This window comes from Paenibacillus sp. FSL R7-0652 (genome assembly GCF_038595045.1).
Classification (GTDB): Bacteria; Bacillota; Bacilli; order Paenibacillales; family Paenibacillaceae; genus Paenibacillus.
The window spans coordinates 3948780-3965123 of record NZ_CP152001.1 but is presented as its reverse complement, the minus strand read 5'-3'; the positions used below and the strand labels follow the sequence as shown (position 1 = coordinate 3965123).

16 protein-coding genes are annotated in these 16344 nt (G+C 48.8%); 10 read left to right on the top strand and 6 right to left on the bottom strand.

Annotated elements, in window-relative coordinates:
- Positions 1-101 precede the first annotated feature (101 nt).
- The 4 genes from MKY97_RS17525 (at position 102) to MKY97_RS17510 (ending at position 2868) form a co-directional block, all read left to right on the top strand.
- Entirely contained in the window at positions 102-1145 is a 1044-nt protein-coding gene (locus MKY97_RS17525; RefSeq protein ID WP_342551611.1) for an SPFH domain-containing protein, read from the top strand.
- The gene (locus MKY97_RS17520; RefSeq protein WP_342551610.1) at positions 1142-1345 is read left to right on the top strand and encodes a hypothetical protein; all 204 of its coding nucleotides are present in this window, start codon (positions 1142-1144) and stop codon (positions 1343-1345) included. The genes MKY97_RS17525 and MKY97_RS17520 overlap by 4 nt, the downstream gene beginning before the upstream one ends.
- A gap of 1 nt (position 1346) precedes the next feature.
- Positions 1347-2333 (top strand): sugar kinase, encoded by a 987-nt coding sequence (locus MKY97_RS17515; RefSeq protein WP_342556373.1) that lies wholly within the window; start codon positions 1347-1349, stop codon positions 2331-2333.
- Between the two features lie 193 nt (positions 2334-2526).
- The gene (locus MKY97_RS17510; RefSeq protein WP_342551609.1) at positions 2527-2868 is read left to right on the top strand and encodes a cupin domain-containing protein; all 342 of its coding nucleotides are present in this window, start codon (positions 2527-2529) and stop codon (positions 2866-2868) included.
- 204 nt (positions 2869-3072) lie between these two features.
- Here MKY97_RS17510 and MKY97_RS17505 read toward each other — a convergent pair whose 3' ends face one another.
- Genes MKY97_RS17505 through MKY97_RS17485 form a run of 5 tightly spaced genes read right to left on the bottom strand, consistent with a single transcriptional unit; the run spans position 3073 to position 5909 of the window.
- On the bottom strand, positions 3073-3372 hold the full coding sequence (locus tag MKY97_RS17505; RefSeq protein WP_342551608.1) for a metal-sulfur cluster assembly factor: 300 nt from the start codon (positions 3370-3372) through the stop codon (positions 3073-3075).
- A 25-nt stretch (positions 3373-3397) separates the two neighbouring features.
- Positions 3398-4630, bottom strand: a complete 1233-nt coding sequence (locus MKY97_RS17500) for a hypothetical protein (protein ID WP_342551607.1) — start codon at positions 4628-4630, stop codon at positions 3398-3400.
- Between the two features lie 13 nt (positions 4631-4643).
- Entirely contained in the window at positions 4644-5288 is a 645-nt protein-coding gene (locus MKY97_RS17495; protein WP_342551606.1) for a DUF2249 domain-containing protein, read from the bottom strand.
- Positions 5281-5658: a hypothetical protein gene (locus tag MKY97_RS17490; RefSeq protein WP_342551605.1), complete on the bottom strand. Its 378-nt coding sequence runs from the start codon at positions 5656-5658 to the stop codon at positions 5281-5283. Before MKY97_RS17490 ends, MKY97_RS17495 begins: the two co-directional genes overlap by 8 nt.
- A gap of 17 nt (positions 5659-5675) precedes the next feature.
- Complete coding sequence (locus tag MKY97_RS17485) at positions 5676-5909, bottom strand: DUF2249 domain-containing protein (RefSeq protein WP_342551604.1); 234 nt, start codon at positions 5907-5909, stop codon at positions 5676-5678.
- 322 nt (positions 5910-6231) lie between these two features.
- On the opposite strand from MKY97_RS17485, the gene moaA reads away from it, so the two are divergent.
- From moaA to MKY97_RS17455, 6 genes are all read left to right on the top strand, one after another.
- The gene (moaA, locus tag MKY97_RS17480; RefSeq protein WP_342551603.1) at positions 6232-7233 is read left to right on the top strand and encodes a GTP 3',8-cyclase MoaA; all 1002 of its coding nucleotides are present in this window, start codon (positions 6232-6234) and stop codon (positions 7231-7233) included.
- A 109-nt stretch (positions 7234-7342) separates the two neighbouring features.
- Positions 7343-11059, top strand: a complete 3717-nt coding sequence (locus tag MKY97_RS17475; protein ID WP_342551602.1) for a nitrate reductase subunit alpha — start codon at positions 7343-7345, stop codon at positions 11057-11059.
- On the top strand, positions 11049-12521 hold the full coding sequence (gene narH / locus MKY97_RS17470; RefSeq protein ID WP_342551601.1) for a nitrate reductase subunit beta: 1473 nt from the start codon (positions 11049-11051) through the stop codon (positions 12519-12521). Before MKY97_RS17475 ends, narH begins: the two co-directional genes overlap by 11 nt.
- A gap of 17 nt (positions 12522-12538) precedes the next feature.
- Positions 12539-13195 carry a nitrate reductase molybdenum cofactor assembly chaperone gene (gene narJ / locus MKY97_RS17465; protein ID WP_342551600.1) on the top strand — a complete coding sequence of 219 codons (657 nt, stop codon included), beginning with the start codon at positions 12539-12541 and terminating at the stop codon, positions 13193-13195.
- 14 nt (positions 13196-13209) lie between these two features.
- Complete coding sequence (gene narI, locus MKY97_RS17460) at positions 13210-13917, top strand: respiratory nitrate reductase subunit gamma (protein WP_342556372.1); 708 nt, start codon at positions 13210-13212, stop codon at positions 13915-13917.
- A complete protein-coding gene (locus MKY97_RS17455) occupies positions 13918-15429 on the top strand; it encodes an MFS transporter (RefSeq protein ID WP_342551599.1) in 1512 nt (503 codons plus the stop codon).
- Between the two features lie 121 nt (positions 15430-15550).
- Here the strand turns inward: MKY97_RS17455 and MKY97_RS17450 are convergent, their stop codons facing one another.
- On the bottom strand, positions 15551-16252 hold the full coding sequence (locus MKY97_RS17450) for a Crp/Fnr family transcriptional regulator (protein ID WP_342551598.1): 702 nt from the start codon (positions 16250-16252) through the stop codon (positions 15551-15553).
- Positions 16253-16344: the final 92 nt, after the last annotated feature.

The window sequence follows — 16344 nt, the reverse complement described above, 5'->3', positions numbered from 1 at the left end:
TTTTTTGTTTATTTCGTTAATGTCGTATTGACAATATCAAATTCATTTGTTATCATTTCGATAATATCAAAACGACATTATTATGAAATGAGGTATAGGCCATGTTTGGATTCCGATTCGTCAAGTTTCAACCGAGTGAATACGTAATGAAGGTAAAGAACGGCAGGGTGCAGCGTGAAGGCGTGGGTTTGTCCTTTTATTATTATGAGCCAACGACCTCGGTGATTGTACTGCCTGTATCTTCAGTCGATGTTCCGTTTATGTTTGAGGAAATTACAGCAGATTATCAGACCGTTACCATACAGGGTCAGCTCAGCTATCGCATCATGGATTACAGCAAAATTACGAAGAGCCTGAATTACACGTACAATTTGCGCAAAAATCAATATATGTCCGACGATCCTGGCAAGCTGGATCAACGAGTCATTACGATTGCCAAAGTGCTCACGAAGAAATATCTGGAACAGCTGCCGCTGCGAGAAGCCATCCAATCTAGTGAACGGCTTGCCAGCAGCATGAAACGGGAAGTTGCGCAGCATGAAGAGCTGGATAAGCTGGGCGTAGAGCTGATGAACCTCTCCATTTTGGCGATTTTGCCAAATAAGGAAACGATGCGTGCGCTGGAAGCACAGGCGAGGGAGGAAATTCTGCGTCAAGCGGACGAAGCTTTATATGTGCGTCGCAATGCTTCCATTGAGCAGGAGCGCCGTGTGAAAGAGAACGAATTAAATACCGAGATTGCTGTAGAAACGAAGAAGCAGCAGATTCGGGAAACGCAGCTGCAGGCTGAACGCTCGGTAAAACAAAAGCAGAACGAGATGGAGCAGGAGCAGCTGCAGTTTAATACAGCGATGGAGGAACGTAAGCAGCAGCTGATCGAACTTACGATTGCCAATCAGAATGCTGAAGCGGATGCGAAGGCGTATGAAATTGCAGCTGTCATGAATTCGCTCCAGCATGTGCAGCCAAACGTACTGCAGGCGATGGCCAATATGGGGATGAATTCGGATAAACTGATTGCACTCGCATTTCAGGAATTGGCCGAGAACGCCGGCAAAATCGGACAGCTTAACATTTCACCAGATCTGCTGCAGGGCTTGATGGCTCCAGCGGAAGGTAGAAGTAAGGGAGGGACGGCACGATGATTGTTGGATGGGGGAAACAAACCAATCTATCTGCTTCCAGGACGCAGTCTGTACGATCAGGAGGAGTCCATCATAGACGGACAGTAAATCAAGATGATCAGATGAGCGGGGCAAGTCAGACGAGTCAGAAAATCAAAAAAATCAACCATGGTCGTCCTCAAGTCAAAGGGAAAGCGGGAGGTGGAAGCACAGATGGCTAAGATGAATGAGCCGATGAGTGAGCACAAATTGATTCTGGTCAAACGGAGAACTCGGCTGGAGGAGTTGATTGTCCGCTATAATACTGTGCAGCAGGCCCAGTTTTATATTGAACGTCTTGGTGCAGACTTCAGCGATTACATCCAAGAAGATCAGCGTTACCGACAGGCAGTACAGCTTGCGCAGCAGCAGCTGAGCCAACTGGGGCGTGTTCAGACCATTGAGCGGGAGCATGTACCGAATTTTATATTTGGAGAGCAGGATATTGTCGTTGTGGTCGGGCAGGATGGTCTGGTTGCCAACACGTTGAAATATGTGACAGCACAGCCGCTAATCGGTGTTAATCCAGACCCGATGCGGTGGGATGGAGTGCTTTTGCCTTTTACAGTGGAGGATTTGAGCTTTATTGTACCGGATGTGATCCGCAGGCAGCGCGCATTGAAAGAGGTAACACTTGCGAAGGTCGAGCTGAACGACGGGCAGTATCTGTATGGTGTGAATGATCTGTTTATTGGAAGGAAGACGCATGTATCAGCCCGATATGAAGTGCGTTTGGGAAGCTCCATTGAAAATCAATCGTCCAGCGGGATTATCGTGTCTACAGGCATGGGAGCGACAGGATGGTTCAAAAGTGTGCTGGCTGGGGCTTCGGGGATCGTCAGTTCGGCCGCGTGGCAGCAGCTTAGCAGTGAGGAGCATACAGCTGCTGCAGCTGGACCCCGGTCTACGGATACAGCGAACAGAAGTGAGTTTGCGTGGGATGCTCCTTACTTATATTTTACCGTACGTGAGCCGTTCCCGAGCCGCACGACAGCGACTAGTCTTGTCTTTGGGCAGATTCATGCCAAACAGCAGCTCCATATCGTTTCACAGATGCCCGAGGATGGTGTCATTTTTAGTGATGGCGTGGAACAGGACTTTCTGGAGTTTAACTCCGGTGTGCAGGCGACAATTGGTTTGGCGGAAAAGAGAGGGCAGTTGGTCGTATAATTTAGTTCCTTCCATTATAATATCGATCTATATTAAATTGATCCTTTTATCTACTGAGAGATTTAACGGGTGTTGTTTTAAAAGGTAAATCCGAAATCCAAACCTGTGTTTTCTTGATTTGAATCAAGGAGATGCAGGTGTTTTTGCATTAAGATAAATACATCACCAGAACGAATACAGGAGGATGATGATCATGAGTATCACATCATTGCAAGACGTCAAAGCATACAGTACGGAACGGTTCACCAAACGGGTACTTTTTCAACAAGGGGGCGGGTTAACCTTTGTGCTTCATTTCCTGCCTGGACAGCAGCTCCCCGTTCACAAACATCCCGGTGCAGACCTCTCGCTGCTCGTCGTTGAAGGAAAAGGCACACTGATTCTGGACGGAAAAGAGCAGGAGATTAAGGCAGAAGATGCGGTGTCCTGCGGAGGCGAGACTGAATTCGCTTTCCATAACACAAGTGATGCGGAGGTTCGGTTGTTTGTCGTACTGAGTAAAGTGCCGGAACCTTCCTACGCCAAGGATATCTAGTATAGAAGAGGAACGTGTAAATTGTAAGAATTGGAGACTCTGTCAGGGTCTCTTTTTCTGTCAGCTCGAAAGGGAACAAACGCAAAAACGTACCTTGCCTGATCGGATCAGAGCTTGAGTACGTTTTTTGGATATCGGGGTTGATCCATTTGTGCGCTTTGGACATATATCCTTTTGCTGCCAGCTTTGAATTTAAGCATTTGTTTAAAAATAACCGAGCATTTCTTTGGCTTCTCTGGACATCAGCTGCGGAGACCATTGGGGTTCCCACACCACCTGTACGTCGATATCGGTTTTGTCAGTATTTTGTTGTAAAACCCATTTCACCGCACCAACGATCGTATCATGGAGCGGACAGCCTGGCGTTGTGAGCGTCATGCGCACCTGAATGCGTTCAGGCTCTTCCTTCACTTCATACACCAGGCCGAGGTCAACGATGTTGACACCAAGCTCCGGGTCATATACTTCTTTTAAATGTTCGAGTAAATGCGAGGTTTGTTCCATCTTTTCCACTCCCCAGTCCTTCTTGTTAACGTCTGAATACCAAAGCGATATTGGAAATATACACTATTGAAATGATAGACAATAACGTTCCGCCAACCATCATGACTTCAGCCAGATTGACCAGAATACCGCTGACTAACAGCAGGCTGGATGCTGCCATCGCAAGTATTCCAAGGTTGATCCTTTTTTCACTTAACATACCAGCCATAAGCGGAGTGCCAGGACGTCCGGCAAGCTTACCGTATTTATGGGTCCACCATAGGAAGGGCACAATTTTGGAGGCATATCCGAGGATCGTCAGGGATACCCAGCCTCCAAGATAGACCCAGCCGCTTAGAAGCACGACACGTGAATCCAGCAGCAGCTCCATCCCCTGCGCGCTGTAGATTAACAGAGCGATGGAATAGACGACCAAGGCCCGGCTTACATAGACCGTCCAGCGGATTCCGGGTCCAGGATTGCTTTTATGCCGTTTCTCCTGTATTTGCTCCAGATGGTATACATAACAGATCAAGGCACCTGTCAGAAGCAAAAGCGCAATCCAGAGCAGGCCGCCCTTTATACCTGTCAGGAATGCGATCACACCCGTTATAACAGCGGCATTCCACAGCAGAAGCACGACTTTTTGCAATCGGATGGAGAAATCATGAGACAAGTAAAACATCGGCAGCATTTTGTAGCTGAATCCGGTAATTAACATACCGAACCATCCGAGCGTTCCCATCCAGATATGTGCCCCGAACAATCGTTGATGCATACCATTCCAGTCGCCAAAAGCAAAATTAAGTCCCATCAGCATGCCTGATAATCCGGTAAGTACAAGATATATACAGGCACAGGCTGCACTGATCGTCACCGGGTTCCACTGTGAAGCACGGAAGAGGGTTACAGCCATGTTGAAGCCAAATAACAAGATGCCGGATAGTGCAAGCACTGCTGAACCTGCAATCCAGATTACATCTGCGCGAATAAAGCCAACTAACATGCCGGTAACGCCGATGGTGAACAAGAAATAGTGACAGTAACCGAGCACTGTACTGTAGATATTCGTTTGCAAAATGACATGTATCAATTGATAGACAGCACCCATCGCCAGCATGGTGGCCCAACCCAGCACAAACAGATGGGCATGAAACCAACCTTCGGGCCCTCTTAATTCATCACCAAGCCAGCCTGTCAGTGTGAGCAGGGAGAATGTGTGATACATTACAAATCCAACGATGCCCGTGATGATAAAAAGAAACGGCAGCCTGGACATGGCTTTCGCCTCCTTACCCTTTTTCGATTCTGACTTTGGCTGTACCATCCGCCTGATCATCAACGGTGTAGAGACAACCGAGCTGATTCAATTCCTCGATCAAAAAAACGGGCACGCGGTCATTATGAATGAGTACAACTTCTCCCGGTTTGCAGCGTTCGAGAGCAGCTAATGTGCGCATCATCGGTTGAGGTGGCTCCAGTCCGCGATTGTCCAGAATGATGGTCGGTTCCTGCAGTATTGCCTCCTGAGGTGAACCTTCGAAATCCAAAGTTAAAGCCATCTCTTCAGGGTGTCCCTCGCAATAAGAGCTGACATTATCTGAAGCGGAATCTTCAACTGATAACGAAGCAGATTCACGTCGAACAGAAGTATTCAACTCTACCGCCGCAGCGATTTTCCCCCTAGCGGCCTTATTTTTTTTATGCACAAACGTAGTCACCCAATGATTGGATTCAAGACGCTCCGACGTACTGGAGTACCCTTTCATCTTTAGAATGCCAAGCAGCGGGGTTGGTTTGAATGGCGCATGCAGGACGAATACATCCTCGTGCTTTAATCCTTTTACCGTGTCCATAATGAGCTGAAAGGGCTCGAGTTTTTTGCTCAGATGAGGACGTACGTCCAGTTCCACAAGGTTAACGGCAGTCTCAGACATGCGCATTCACATCCGTTTCGTTAACGGCGGACGCAGCCGTACTCGTCTGCTGAATCAGCTTAATCGATGATTCGTATAAAGCGGACATACCTCCGTACAGGGCATAGAAGAATGAGTCGGGTGCATCAAGGGAGAAGGAGAGATAGGTTTTCGGGTCTATCTCAAGCACACGCTCAAACAGCCCTGCACTGTCATAGGCATAAAAGCAGAAATGAGTATATTCGAACACGGGCATTTTTTCGTAAATCGTGATGATTTCTTGTGCATAAGCTGCCTGCTCACGCTGAGCGATCTGAATCATGGATACAGCATCTTCGAGTCCCAGCGTCAGACGCAGTGTGGTATCGTCAATGATTTCAACATGCGCCATTTCCGTTCAACTCCAATCTATCGTTTCGTAATTTTCACCTGAAATGTAATAGGACCCTGTTCAATGTACTCCCAGTCAAAACTGTCGGGATGTGTCGATTGGAACTGGAAGCGAAGCGGTTTTGGATCATGATCGTTAACCAGCAGCATGGCTTCTCCCGGCTGAAGAGCCTCAAACGTTTCAAAGATAATTTTATGTTTCAAATGTGGCGGATACTCCGTGGCATTAATCGATGCAGCATATGTGTTCATAGGTCATTCCTCCAAATTGGGATTAGTGTGGTGGTGCAATTTGATTATAGAAAAGCAAACAAAGCAGCTGTGTGAGCCTGCTCACACCTTTATTTTTGTCATAATCTCGCCTTATTTGAATCATAATCCTGTTCGGAAAAGGATTGTGAAGCTTTCACAAATGTGAAGCTGTGCGTTATGTTTCAGTTCTTGTGATATTTTGCACAGTTAGCGAAGCCAGACATCATTATGCTTAGCCTCATGATTGACAATACATGTGAGGAAGCAGATGCTCTCCTTCAGCCAATGTCATGACAGCATCCCGGAGAAAGGAGGTACGTGTATGGAATCTAAGTTAATGGACCCGTTTGGACGTGTGCATGATTACCTGCGTATATCGGTCACGGACCGCTGCAATCTGCGCTGTGTGTACTGTATGCCGGAAGAAGGAATGCAGTTTGAACCAACAGAACGCATCCTGTCCTATGAAGAAATTACATCGATTGTCCAGGCACTGGCTCCGCTGGGCGTTCGGAAACTGCGTTTGACTGGCGGAGAACCTCTGGTTCGTAAGGAGCTGGATCGACTGGTTGCCATGTTATCCGCTATTCCTGGAATAGACGACATATCCTTAACAACCAATGGCATATATTTGGCGGCTCATGCTGAGATGCTGAAGGCTGCAGGTTTGACACGTGTGAACATTAGTCTTGATTCGCTCAGACCGGAGCGATTCGCGCGGATTACACGGGGCGGTAAGGTGCATCGTGTGCTGGAAGGTATTAAAGCCAGTCAGAAGGCTGGACTAAATCCCATCAAGCTTAACGTGGTACTTATGAAAGGCGTAAATGACGACGAGGTAGAAGATTTTCTGCGGATGACGCTGGAGGACCCGATTGATATTCGTTTTATTGAATATATGCCGATCGGTGACAGCGGAGAGGGGTGGAAGTCGAGTTATTTGCCGCTTGAGCATGTGCTGAAAACCTGCGCAGCCAATTGGAACTACGAGAGCTGCGGCGAGGTGTACGGCAATGGTCCGGCAGACAGTTACCGGATTGCTGGTGCCGCCGGAACCTTTGGCCTGATTCATCCGGTCAGCAGTCATTTCTGCGGCAGCTGCAATAGACTCCGTTTAACGGCTGACGGCAATATAAAGCCCTGCCTGTACTGGTCGGATGAGTACAATGTGCGTCCGCTCGTCGGCAATGACAAGGCGGTGCAGGAGTTGTTTTTCAAGGCGCTCGGCTCCAAACCCGAAACTCATGATATGGTGAATGCCTTAAAAGGGCAGCAGATTAACGGAACACCTACGCTGCGGCATATGTCGCAGATTGGAGGATAGGAAGCGCAGCAGCTGCTTCAAGTAGGGATTCAAATGCAGTTTGAGCTCGAACTCAATCTCAATCTCAAGTGCGAAACTCACCAAAGGTCACAATTGTAGGAGGACAACAATGAGCAGCAAAAGCATGCCCTGGATGGGCAAACTGAAGTATTTTGCCAAACGTGAAAAGAATGCGGAAGGCTGGAGTGAGATGTCTCCGGTCAACCGGGACTGGGAAGATGTGTACCGCCGCCGCTGGCAGCATGATAAAGTGGTGCGCTCTACGCACGGCGTGAACTGTACAGGTTCGTGCAGCTGGCAGATCTATGTGAAAGACGGCATTGTGACATGGGAAACACAGGCAACGGATTACCCTTCAACCGGACCGGATATGCCCGATTTTGAACCGCGTGGATGTCCGCGTGGAGCAAGCTTCTCATGGTATTTATACAGTCCACTGCGTGTGAAACATCCTTACGTACGTGGTGCGCTTCTGGAAATGTGGCGCGAAGCGCTGAAGACGCATGGTGATCCCGTTCAGGCATGGTCAAGCATTTCCAATGACCCGGTCAAAGTGAAGAGGTACAAGTCGGTACGCGGTAAAGGCGGACTCGTTCGTGCGTCATGGGACGAAGTGACGCAGATTATTGCAGCTTCCATGATCCATACCATTAAAGATTACGGACCTGACCGCATTATTGGTTTCTCGCCGATTCCGGCGATGTCCATGGTCAGCTATGCTGCCGGATCACGCTTCTTGTCCCTGGTAGGTTCACCACTGCTCAGTTTCTATGACTGGTATGCGGATCTGCCGCCGGCATCCCCGCAAATCTGGGGAGATCAGACAGACGTGCCGGAGAGCAGTGACTGGTATAACTCAGGATACATTTTGGTCTGGGGTTCCAACCTGCCGATGACACGTACGCCGGATGCTCACTTCCTCGCAGAAGCACGTTACAAGGGGACAAAAGTCGTATCCATCAGTCCGGATTATGCGGAATATGTTAAGTTTGCTGACACTTGGATGTCGGTAAAACAGGGTACGGACGGCGCGCTTGCCATGGCTATGGGCCACATTATTCTGAAAGAATTTTATCTGGATCATCCTACTGACTACTTCATGTCCTATGCAAAACAATATACAGACTTCCCGAATTTGCTGATTGTTGAAGAGAAGGATGGCGTTAATACCGCAGGCCGCTTCCTCCTTGGGGAGGACCTTGGCATTCAGGGCAACAACATGGCATGGAAAACTCTTGTATTTGATGAAAACACGGGAACTTATGCCATTCCAAAAGGCAGTATGGGTTTCCGCTGGGGTGAAGAAGGTACGTGGAATCTCAAAATGGAGCAGGTAGAGACCGGCGAGCCGATCGATCCAAGACTATCCATGCTGGGTGTGCATCATGATCTCGTTACTGTACACCTGCCTTATTTTGATGATGATGGCAGTCATGTGATGGAGCGTCAGATTCCGGTTCGCCGCATCTGGGTTGAAGATCGCTGGATCACGGTTACGTCCGTATATGATCTGGTGCTGGCGAAGTATGGTGTTGATCGTGAAATGACACGTTCGGCAGACTCCACAGACATCGTATCAGGAGCTGTTCTGGAAGCTGAAGAGGATAAACCATTTACTCCGGCTTGGCAGGAGAAGATCACACGCGTTGACCGGGATACCGTCGTTCAGATCGCACGTGAATTTGCACAAAATGCCGTCGATACACAGGGACGCTCCATGATTATTATGGGTGCGGGGATCAACCACTGGTACAACTCCGATGTCATCTATCGTGCCATTATCAACCTGCTTTTGATGACTGGCTGTCAAGGTGTCAATGGCGGCGGCTGGGCCCACTATGTAGGTCAGGAGAAATTGCGTCCGGCAGAAGGCTGGCAGACGATTGCGTTTGCCCGTGACTGGAGTGGACCTGCCCGTCTGCAGAACGGAACATCATTCTTCTATTTTGCAACAGATCAATGGAGATATGAAGAGACTCAGGTCGGAGAGCTGACCTCTGCACTTGAGGGTGATCCGCGCTTCCAGCACGTTGCTGACTATAATGTCATGGCTGCACGCATGGGCTGGCTTCCATCTTATCCGCAATTTAATCGCAACTCGATTGATTTGCATCAGGATGCACTGAATGCAGGAGCAGCGACAAAAGAAGAGATCGCAGCCTATGTCGCATCCGAACTGCAAAATAAAAATCTGAAATTTTCGATTGAGCAGCCGGATGATCCGGCGAACTTCCCGCGTGTGCTGTTTGTCTGGAGGGCCAACCTGATCTCAAGCTCAGGCAAAGGACATGAGTACTTCCTCAAGCATTTGCTTGGTGCAACGAACGGATTGCTGAATGATGATGATCACGGACTTCGGCCGGAGCACGTGGAGTGGGTGGATGATGCACCGGAAGGCAAGCTGGATCTCATGGTTAATATGGATTTCCGTATGGCAGGTACAGCGATGTATTCCGATATCGTGCTGCCAGCAGCAACTTGGTATGAGAAAAGTGATCTAAGCAGTACGGATATGCACCCGTTTGTGCATCCGTTCAACCCGGCAGTAGCGACACAGTGGGAATCCCGCTCGGACTGGGATACCTTCAAGGAGATTGCGCGGGTATTCTCCGAAATGGCTGCGCAGCAGTTCGACGGTCCGCAGAAGGAAATTTTGACTACACCGCTGCTGCATGATTCACCGGATGAACTCGCGCAGCCATATGGTGAGATTAAAGACTGGAGCGCAGGAGAATGCGAAGCCATTCCGGGTAAAACGATGCCGCATATTCAAGTGGTTGAACGTGACTACGCTGCGGTCTATAACAAAATGATCAGTCTCGGACCGAATGTGAAGGATAAACCGATCGGTACGAAGGGTATTGCCTGGTCAGCGAGCGAAGAATACGAAAAACTGAAAGGCATTCTCGGCGTGAATCGCAAAGATGGCATTGGACAAGGATGTCCGGATCTGAGTACAGATCGTAACGTTGCAGAGGCGATTCTGACGCTGTCCACTACAACGAATGGCAAGATGGCTGTACGAGCGTGGGAATCCCTTGAGAAGAAAACGGCACTTCATCTGAAAGATTTGGCAGAAGAGCGCTCGGAGGAATGTTTCACCTTCGACGAAATTACATCGAAACCGAAAACGGTCATTACATCTCCTGCATTCAGTGGATCGGAAAAAGGCGGACGGCGGTATTCACCGTTTACGACCAACGTGGAACGTCTCATTCCATGGCGCACGCTGACAGGCAGACAGCAGTTCTATATCGATCATGCGATGCTGCGTGAGTTCGGTGAGACGCTGGCGACTTTCAAACCGATTTTGAAACATACACCGTTCCATCCAAACAGCAAACGTCCGATCGAGGGCGGTAAAGAAATCGTACTGAACTACATGACACCGCATAACAAATGGTCTATCCACAGTATGTACTATGATGCGCAGCCGATGCTGACGTTGTTCCGGGGCGGCCCAACGATCTGGATGAATCATGAAGACGCGGAGGACGCGGGTCTGGTGGATAACGACTGGATTGAATGTTTCAACCGAAACGGGGTTGTTGTGGCGAGAGCCGTAGTCACGCACCGCATTCCTCGTGGAGTAGCCTTTATGTATCACGCTCAGGACCGTCATATTAACGTTCCGGGCACGAAAATTTCACAGACACGCGGGGGTACGCACAACAGTCCGACGCGTATTCATGTGAAGCCAACACATATGATCGGCGGATATGCCCAGTTAAGTTATGGTTTCAACTATTATGGCCCGACAGGCAACCAGCGTGACCTGAACGTCATCATTAGAAAACTGCAGGAGGTGGATTGGCTTGAAGATTAAAGCACAAGTCAGTATGGTCATGAACCTGGATAAATGTATCGGCTGCCATACATGCAGCGTCACATGCAAAAACACCTGGACGAATCGTCCAGGTGCAGAGTACATGTATTTTAACAATGTGGAGACCAAACCAGGTGTCGGTTACCCGAAACAATGGGAGGATCAGGACCGTTATCGCGGCGGTTGGGAGATGAAGAATGGCAAGCTGGAGCTGAAATCAGGTACACGTGCCAGACGTTTGCTTAACATTTTCCATAACCCCGATCAACCAACGATTGACGATTACTATGAGCCGTGGACCTATGACTATGAAAAATTGACCAACAGCCCGGAGAAAAAACATCAGCCGGTTGCCAGACCGAAATCCCAGATTACGGGAGAGTACATGAATCTCGAATGGGGTCCAAACTGGGAAGATGACCTTGCAGGTGCCCATGTAACAGGGCTGGAAGACCCGAACATGAAGGGTGTCGAGGAATCGATCAAAATGGACTTTGAACAGGTATTTATGATGTACCTGCCAAGAATCTGTGAACACTGTCTGAACCCGTCTTGTGTGTCTTCTTGTCCATCGGGAGCCATGTACAAACGGGAAGAGGACGGCATTGTACTGGTTGACCAGAATGCCTGCCGTGCTTGGCGCTTCTGTGTATCCAGCTGCCCGTACAAAAAAGTGTATTTCAACTGGCAGACGAACAAAGCCGAGAAATGTACACTCTGCTTCCCGCGGATTGAAGCGGGTCTGCCCACAATTTGTTCCGAAACCTGTGTTGGACGTATCCGTTATATCGGTCTGATGCTGTACGATGCTGATCGCATTGAAGCGGCAGCTTCCGTGGAAAATGAAAAGGACCTATATGAGTCTCAAATGGATGTTTTCCTTGATCCGAATGATCCTGAAGTCATCCGTGAAGCACGGGCGGCAGGTATACCGGAGGACTGGATTATTGCAGCACAGCAGTCTCCAATCTATAAAATGGTGATTGACTGGAAAATCGCACTGCCGCTTCACCCGGAATACCGAACCATGCCGATGGTATGGTATATTCCGCCGCTCAGCCCGATTACTAACCGGGTAGAAGGCCAAGGAAGTTCGCTCGAAGCAAACGATATTTTCCCGGCCATTGATAATATGCGCATTCCGGTTGAATATCTGGCGAACCTGCTTACGGCCGGAGATACAGAACGTATTCGTGAAGTGCTGCGCAAGATGGCTGTGATGCGGATTCACATGCGCAACCAACAGACTGGCAAAACCAGTGAGTCTGACCTGCTGAATCTGGCAGGCATGAGTGCACAGGAAGTGGAAGACATGTATCGTCTGCTTGCCATTGCGAAATATGATGATCGCTTTGTCATCCCGCCAGCTCACCGTGAGGAAGTGGCAGACCTCTTCAGTGAACAAGGCAGCTGCGGCCTTGACTTTGCAGGCGGTCCAGGTTCCTGCGGCGTATTCTCATAGGAGAGGAGATAACAACGATGACAATTGATATTGATCCAGAACCCATCGTGGAGCCGGTTTATGACACGGAAACAAGACGAATGGTCTGCAAACTGATCTCCTATCTGCTGCAGTATCCGGATACCGAGTGGAGAGAGGGATTGCAAGGTGTAGAGGAAGCCGTTCTTTCGATCTCTGAGGAAGAAGAGAAGCAGGTCGTGTTAACCTTTACCAGAGCTGCACAGGCTGTTGATGCGATTAAGTGGCAGGATGCATATGTACGAGCGTTTGACTTTGATAAAAAATCGAACCTCTATCTCACTTATGCGGCCCATGGTGATGAGCGGGATCGTGGCCCGGCACTGATTGATTTGAAGCGCAGATATGAAGCAGCTGGTTTCTATATGGAAGCCAGCGAGCTGCCGGATTATTTGCCGATGGTGCTTGAATTTATTGCCGAGGCACCTGAGAAAGATGCGATTGGTGTTCTTGGCAGCTGCTATAAGTCGCTGGTGACCATGACCGAGAGCATCGCAGGACAGAATAGTCCATATGGGCCGCTCCTTACGCTCATGCTGCAGGTGCTGCCCGAGCTGTCTGTTTCGGACGTCCCTGTACCAAGCCAAGAACAACAGAAACAACCGTTTGGCGGTCTGAACGAGATCGTCGAGCTGATGAGGAGGGGCAATCGGTGAGTACACTGGAGTTGATGTTATGGGGTGCTCTCCCGTATATGGTCATTGTGTTTTGCGTCACGGCGACCATCTGGAGATATGTAACCAATCCGTTTAGCTGGACATCGAAATCAAGCGAAATGCTGGAGAAACGTATGCTGCGGTGGGGAAGTTTACTCTTCCACATCGGCATTTTTGCCGTGATTTGCGGACATATTGCCGGACTGCTTGTACCGATTGAATTTTATCACTGGATTGGTCTAAGTGACGAAGCGTATCATATGGGGGCTGTATTCGGAGGATTACCCGCAGGTATTATCGCTTTTGCCGGTCTGGTTATTCTGCTGGTACGTCGTTACACGGCGCGCAGAGTACGGGCAGCAAGCAGCGTCGGAGATTGGTTGGCACTTGCGATGCTGATCATTGTTATTGTGACCGGCATACTGGCAACATCGGCCAATGCGGTAAACCACAGCGGCTTTGACTATCGTACAACGATTAATCCATGGCTGCGGGGGCTTTTGGTCTTCCAACCAGATCCGGCATTAATGCAGACGGTACCGATGAACTTCAAAATTCATATCCTGCTCACATTTGTGCTGTACTGTGTGTTCCCATTCACACGTCTCGTTCACATGCTGAGCATGCCGCTTGGATATCTGAGACGCAGCTATGTGCTGTATCGCAGAAGAGATGGAGCAGTGTATCCGAATCAGGAACAAAAAAAGGAAAGGGCGATGTAAATGCAGCAAAAAGGTAAAGTTCAACTGCCCTTGCAAACGGCAAGTCTGATTCTCGGTTTCATGGTATGGGTGATTCTGTCTTCACTCATGCCCTTCATTAAAGAAGATATCGTACTTACATCATCGCAGCTGGCTTGGGCGACGGCCATTCCAGTCTTGATCGGTTCGATTGCCCGTATTCCGATTGGGTATTGGACGAACCGATATGGAGCGCGTAACATTTTCATGATCAGCTTTGTACTGTTACTGGCTCCAGTATGGTGGGTAAGCCGCGCAGCATCCTTCAGTGATCTGGTCATTGGCGGATTTTTCCTCGGGATCGGAGGGGCTGTATTTTCAGTCGGTGTAACCTCACTGCCGAAGTATTATCCGAAAGAGCGCCACGGTTTCGTGAACGGGATCTATGGTATCGGTAACTTGGGGACGGCACTTTCCGCATTCGGGGCACCTCTGGTTGCTGCCCATGTGGGCTGGTCGAAAACGGTGCTGCTTTACAGCATTCTTTTAATTGGTATGGCAGTGCTGAATTTTGTTTTGGGAGACAAAAAAGAAACTCGTGTCACCCTTCCTCTGATGCAGCAGCTAAAAGACGTATCACGCAATAATAAGCTGTGGCTCTTGTGTCTCTTCTATTTCCTGACGTTTGGTTCATTCGTGGCGTTCACCGTCTACCTGCCGAACTTCCTCGTGACCAATTTCCAGATGGATAAGGTCGATGCAGGACTTCGCACCGCAGGATTCATTCTGGTGGCTACGATCATGCGTCCGGTGGGCGGATGGCTGGGAGACCGATTTAATCCATTTAAAATATTGATGTTTGTGTTCGGCGGGCTGACTGTGGCAGCAATTGTATTATCCTTCGCGCCATCCTTTTATATTTACACGGTGGGCTGTCTGACTGTTGCGCTCTGTGCAGGGACGGGAAACGGTACGATTTTCAAATTAGTACCGATGTATTTCGTTAAACAAGCAGGTATCGCGAACGGCATGATCTCGGCAATGGGTGGTTTGGGCGGTTTCTTCCCTCCATTGATGCTGACGCTGCTGTACAGCATGACAGGTCATTATGCGATTGGATTCATGGCTTTATCCCAGATCGCACTGGTAAGTCTCGTGCTTGTGATCTGGATGTTCTATCAGGAGAAGCTGCAGCTGTCTGCCAGCATTTTGGAGAACACGATTGAAGCCATTCTCGTGACGGATACGAACAGTGTCATTCGTTCTGTCAATCCGGCCTTTACCGCAGTTACAGGTTACACGGCTGAAGAAGCGGTAGGGCAGAAGCCAAGTATGCTGAAATCAGGCAGGCAGGATAAAAAGTTCTATGATCAGTTATGGCGGGAGCTGCGTGAAAAAGGATACTGGCAGGGCGAGATCTGGAACCGGAAGAAAAACGGTGAGGTCTATCAGGAGTGGCTCAGTATTACTGCGATCCGTAATGAGGCTGGAGAAATCAAATATTACGCGGGAATGTTCAGTGATATGAGCAAGCCTGACCTGACGCTTGCCTGAGCAGGTAATGGTAACGGAACAGTTGTTGAAAAGGTGATCCAACATACAGAAAGAGACCTTAACTTGATGTACAGTAGTTAAGGTCTCTTTTTCACAAGCGAAAGGCAATTTTTCGTAATGCTCAAGCGTCTCGCTGTTCTTTTAGAGCTGGCAGGTTATGAATAATGATGCGGCTGCGATCAACCTCCAGCAGCTCATCCTTCGCGAGCTGGTTCAGCAGGCGATTGGCAGTTTCTCGTGTTGTTCCGATCGAATTGGCAAACTCCTGGTGTGTCATAGGCAGATTAATAACGACCTTATCCGCCTGCTGCTGACCATGCTGCTCTGCGAGCATAAGGAGAAAGGAGAGCACACGATTACGAACATCCTGTCCGGAAAGCACCTGCAGCTTATCCTGCAATTCACGGATTTTATCGCCAAGCACACGCATGATTTTAATAGCAATCGAAGGTGTGCTGAGCATTAGCCGTTCAAATTGTCTGACGGGGATTGCCAGCAGACTTGTTGGTGTAATCGCCACAGCCGTAGCGGGATATGGATGCGCGTTGAAAAAACCGGTATGTGGAAACATATCGCCTGTTTTGAGAAAAGAGACAATCTGTTCATGTCCGTTCTCATCCGTTTTGTAGGCTTTGACGATACCTGTACGGATGAAGAACACGGCTTCTTTCTCACTGCCCTCACTAAAAATCACTGTTTTTTTGTTGATGCTTCGGGATATGGCGATTTCTTCAACCTGTTTCAACTCTTCTGAGCTCAGGTCCTGGAAAATAGGAAACTGCTGCAGAAATTCCGCTGCGTTTTCTTTATTAACCCTGGTCATACGAATCCATCCTCTCAATAACGTTTACATTTAAACTCTTTATTTGATGTTCATATCTTTGGTTCTCCAAAGATCAAAAGCCTAATTTCGTA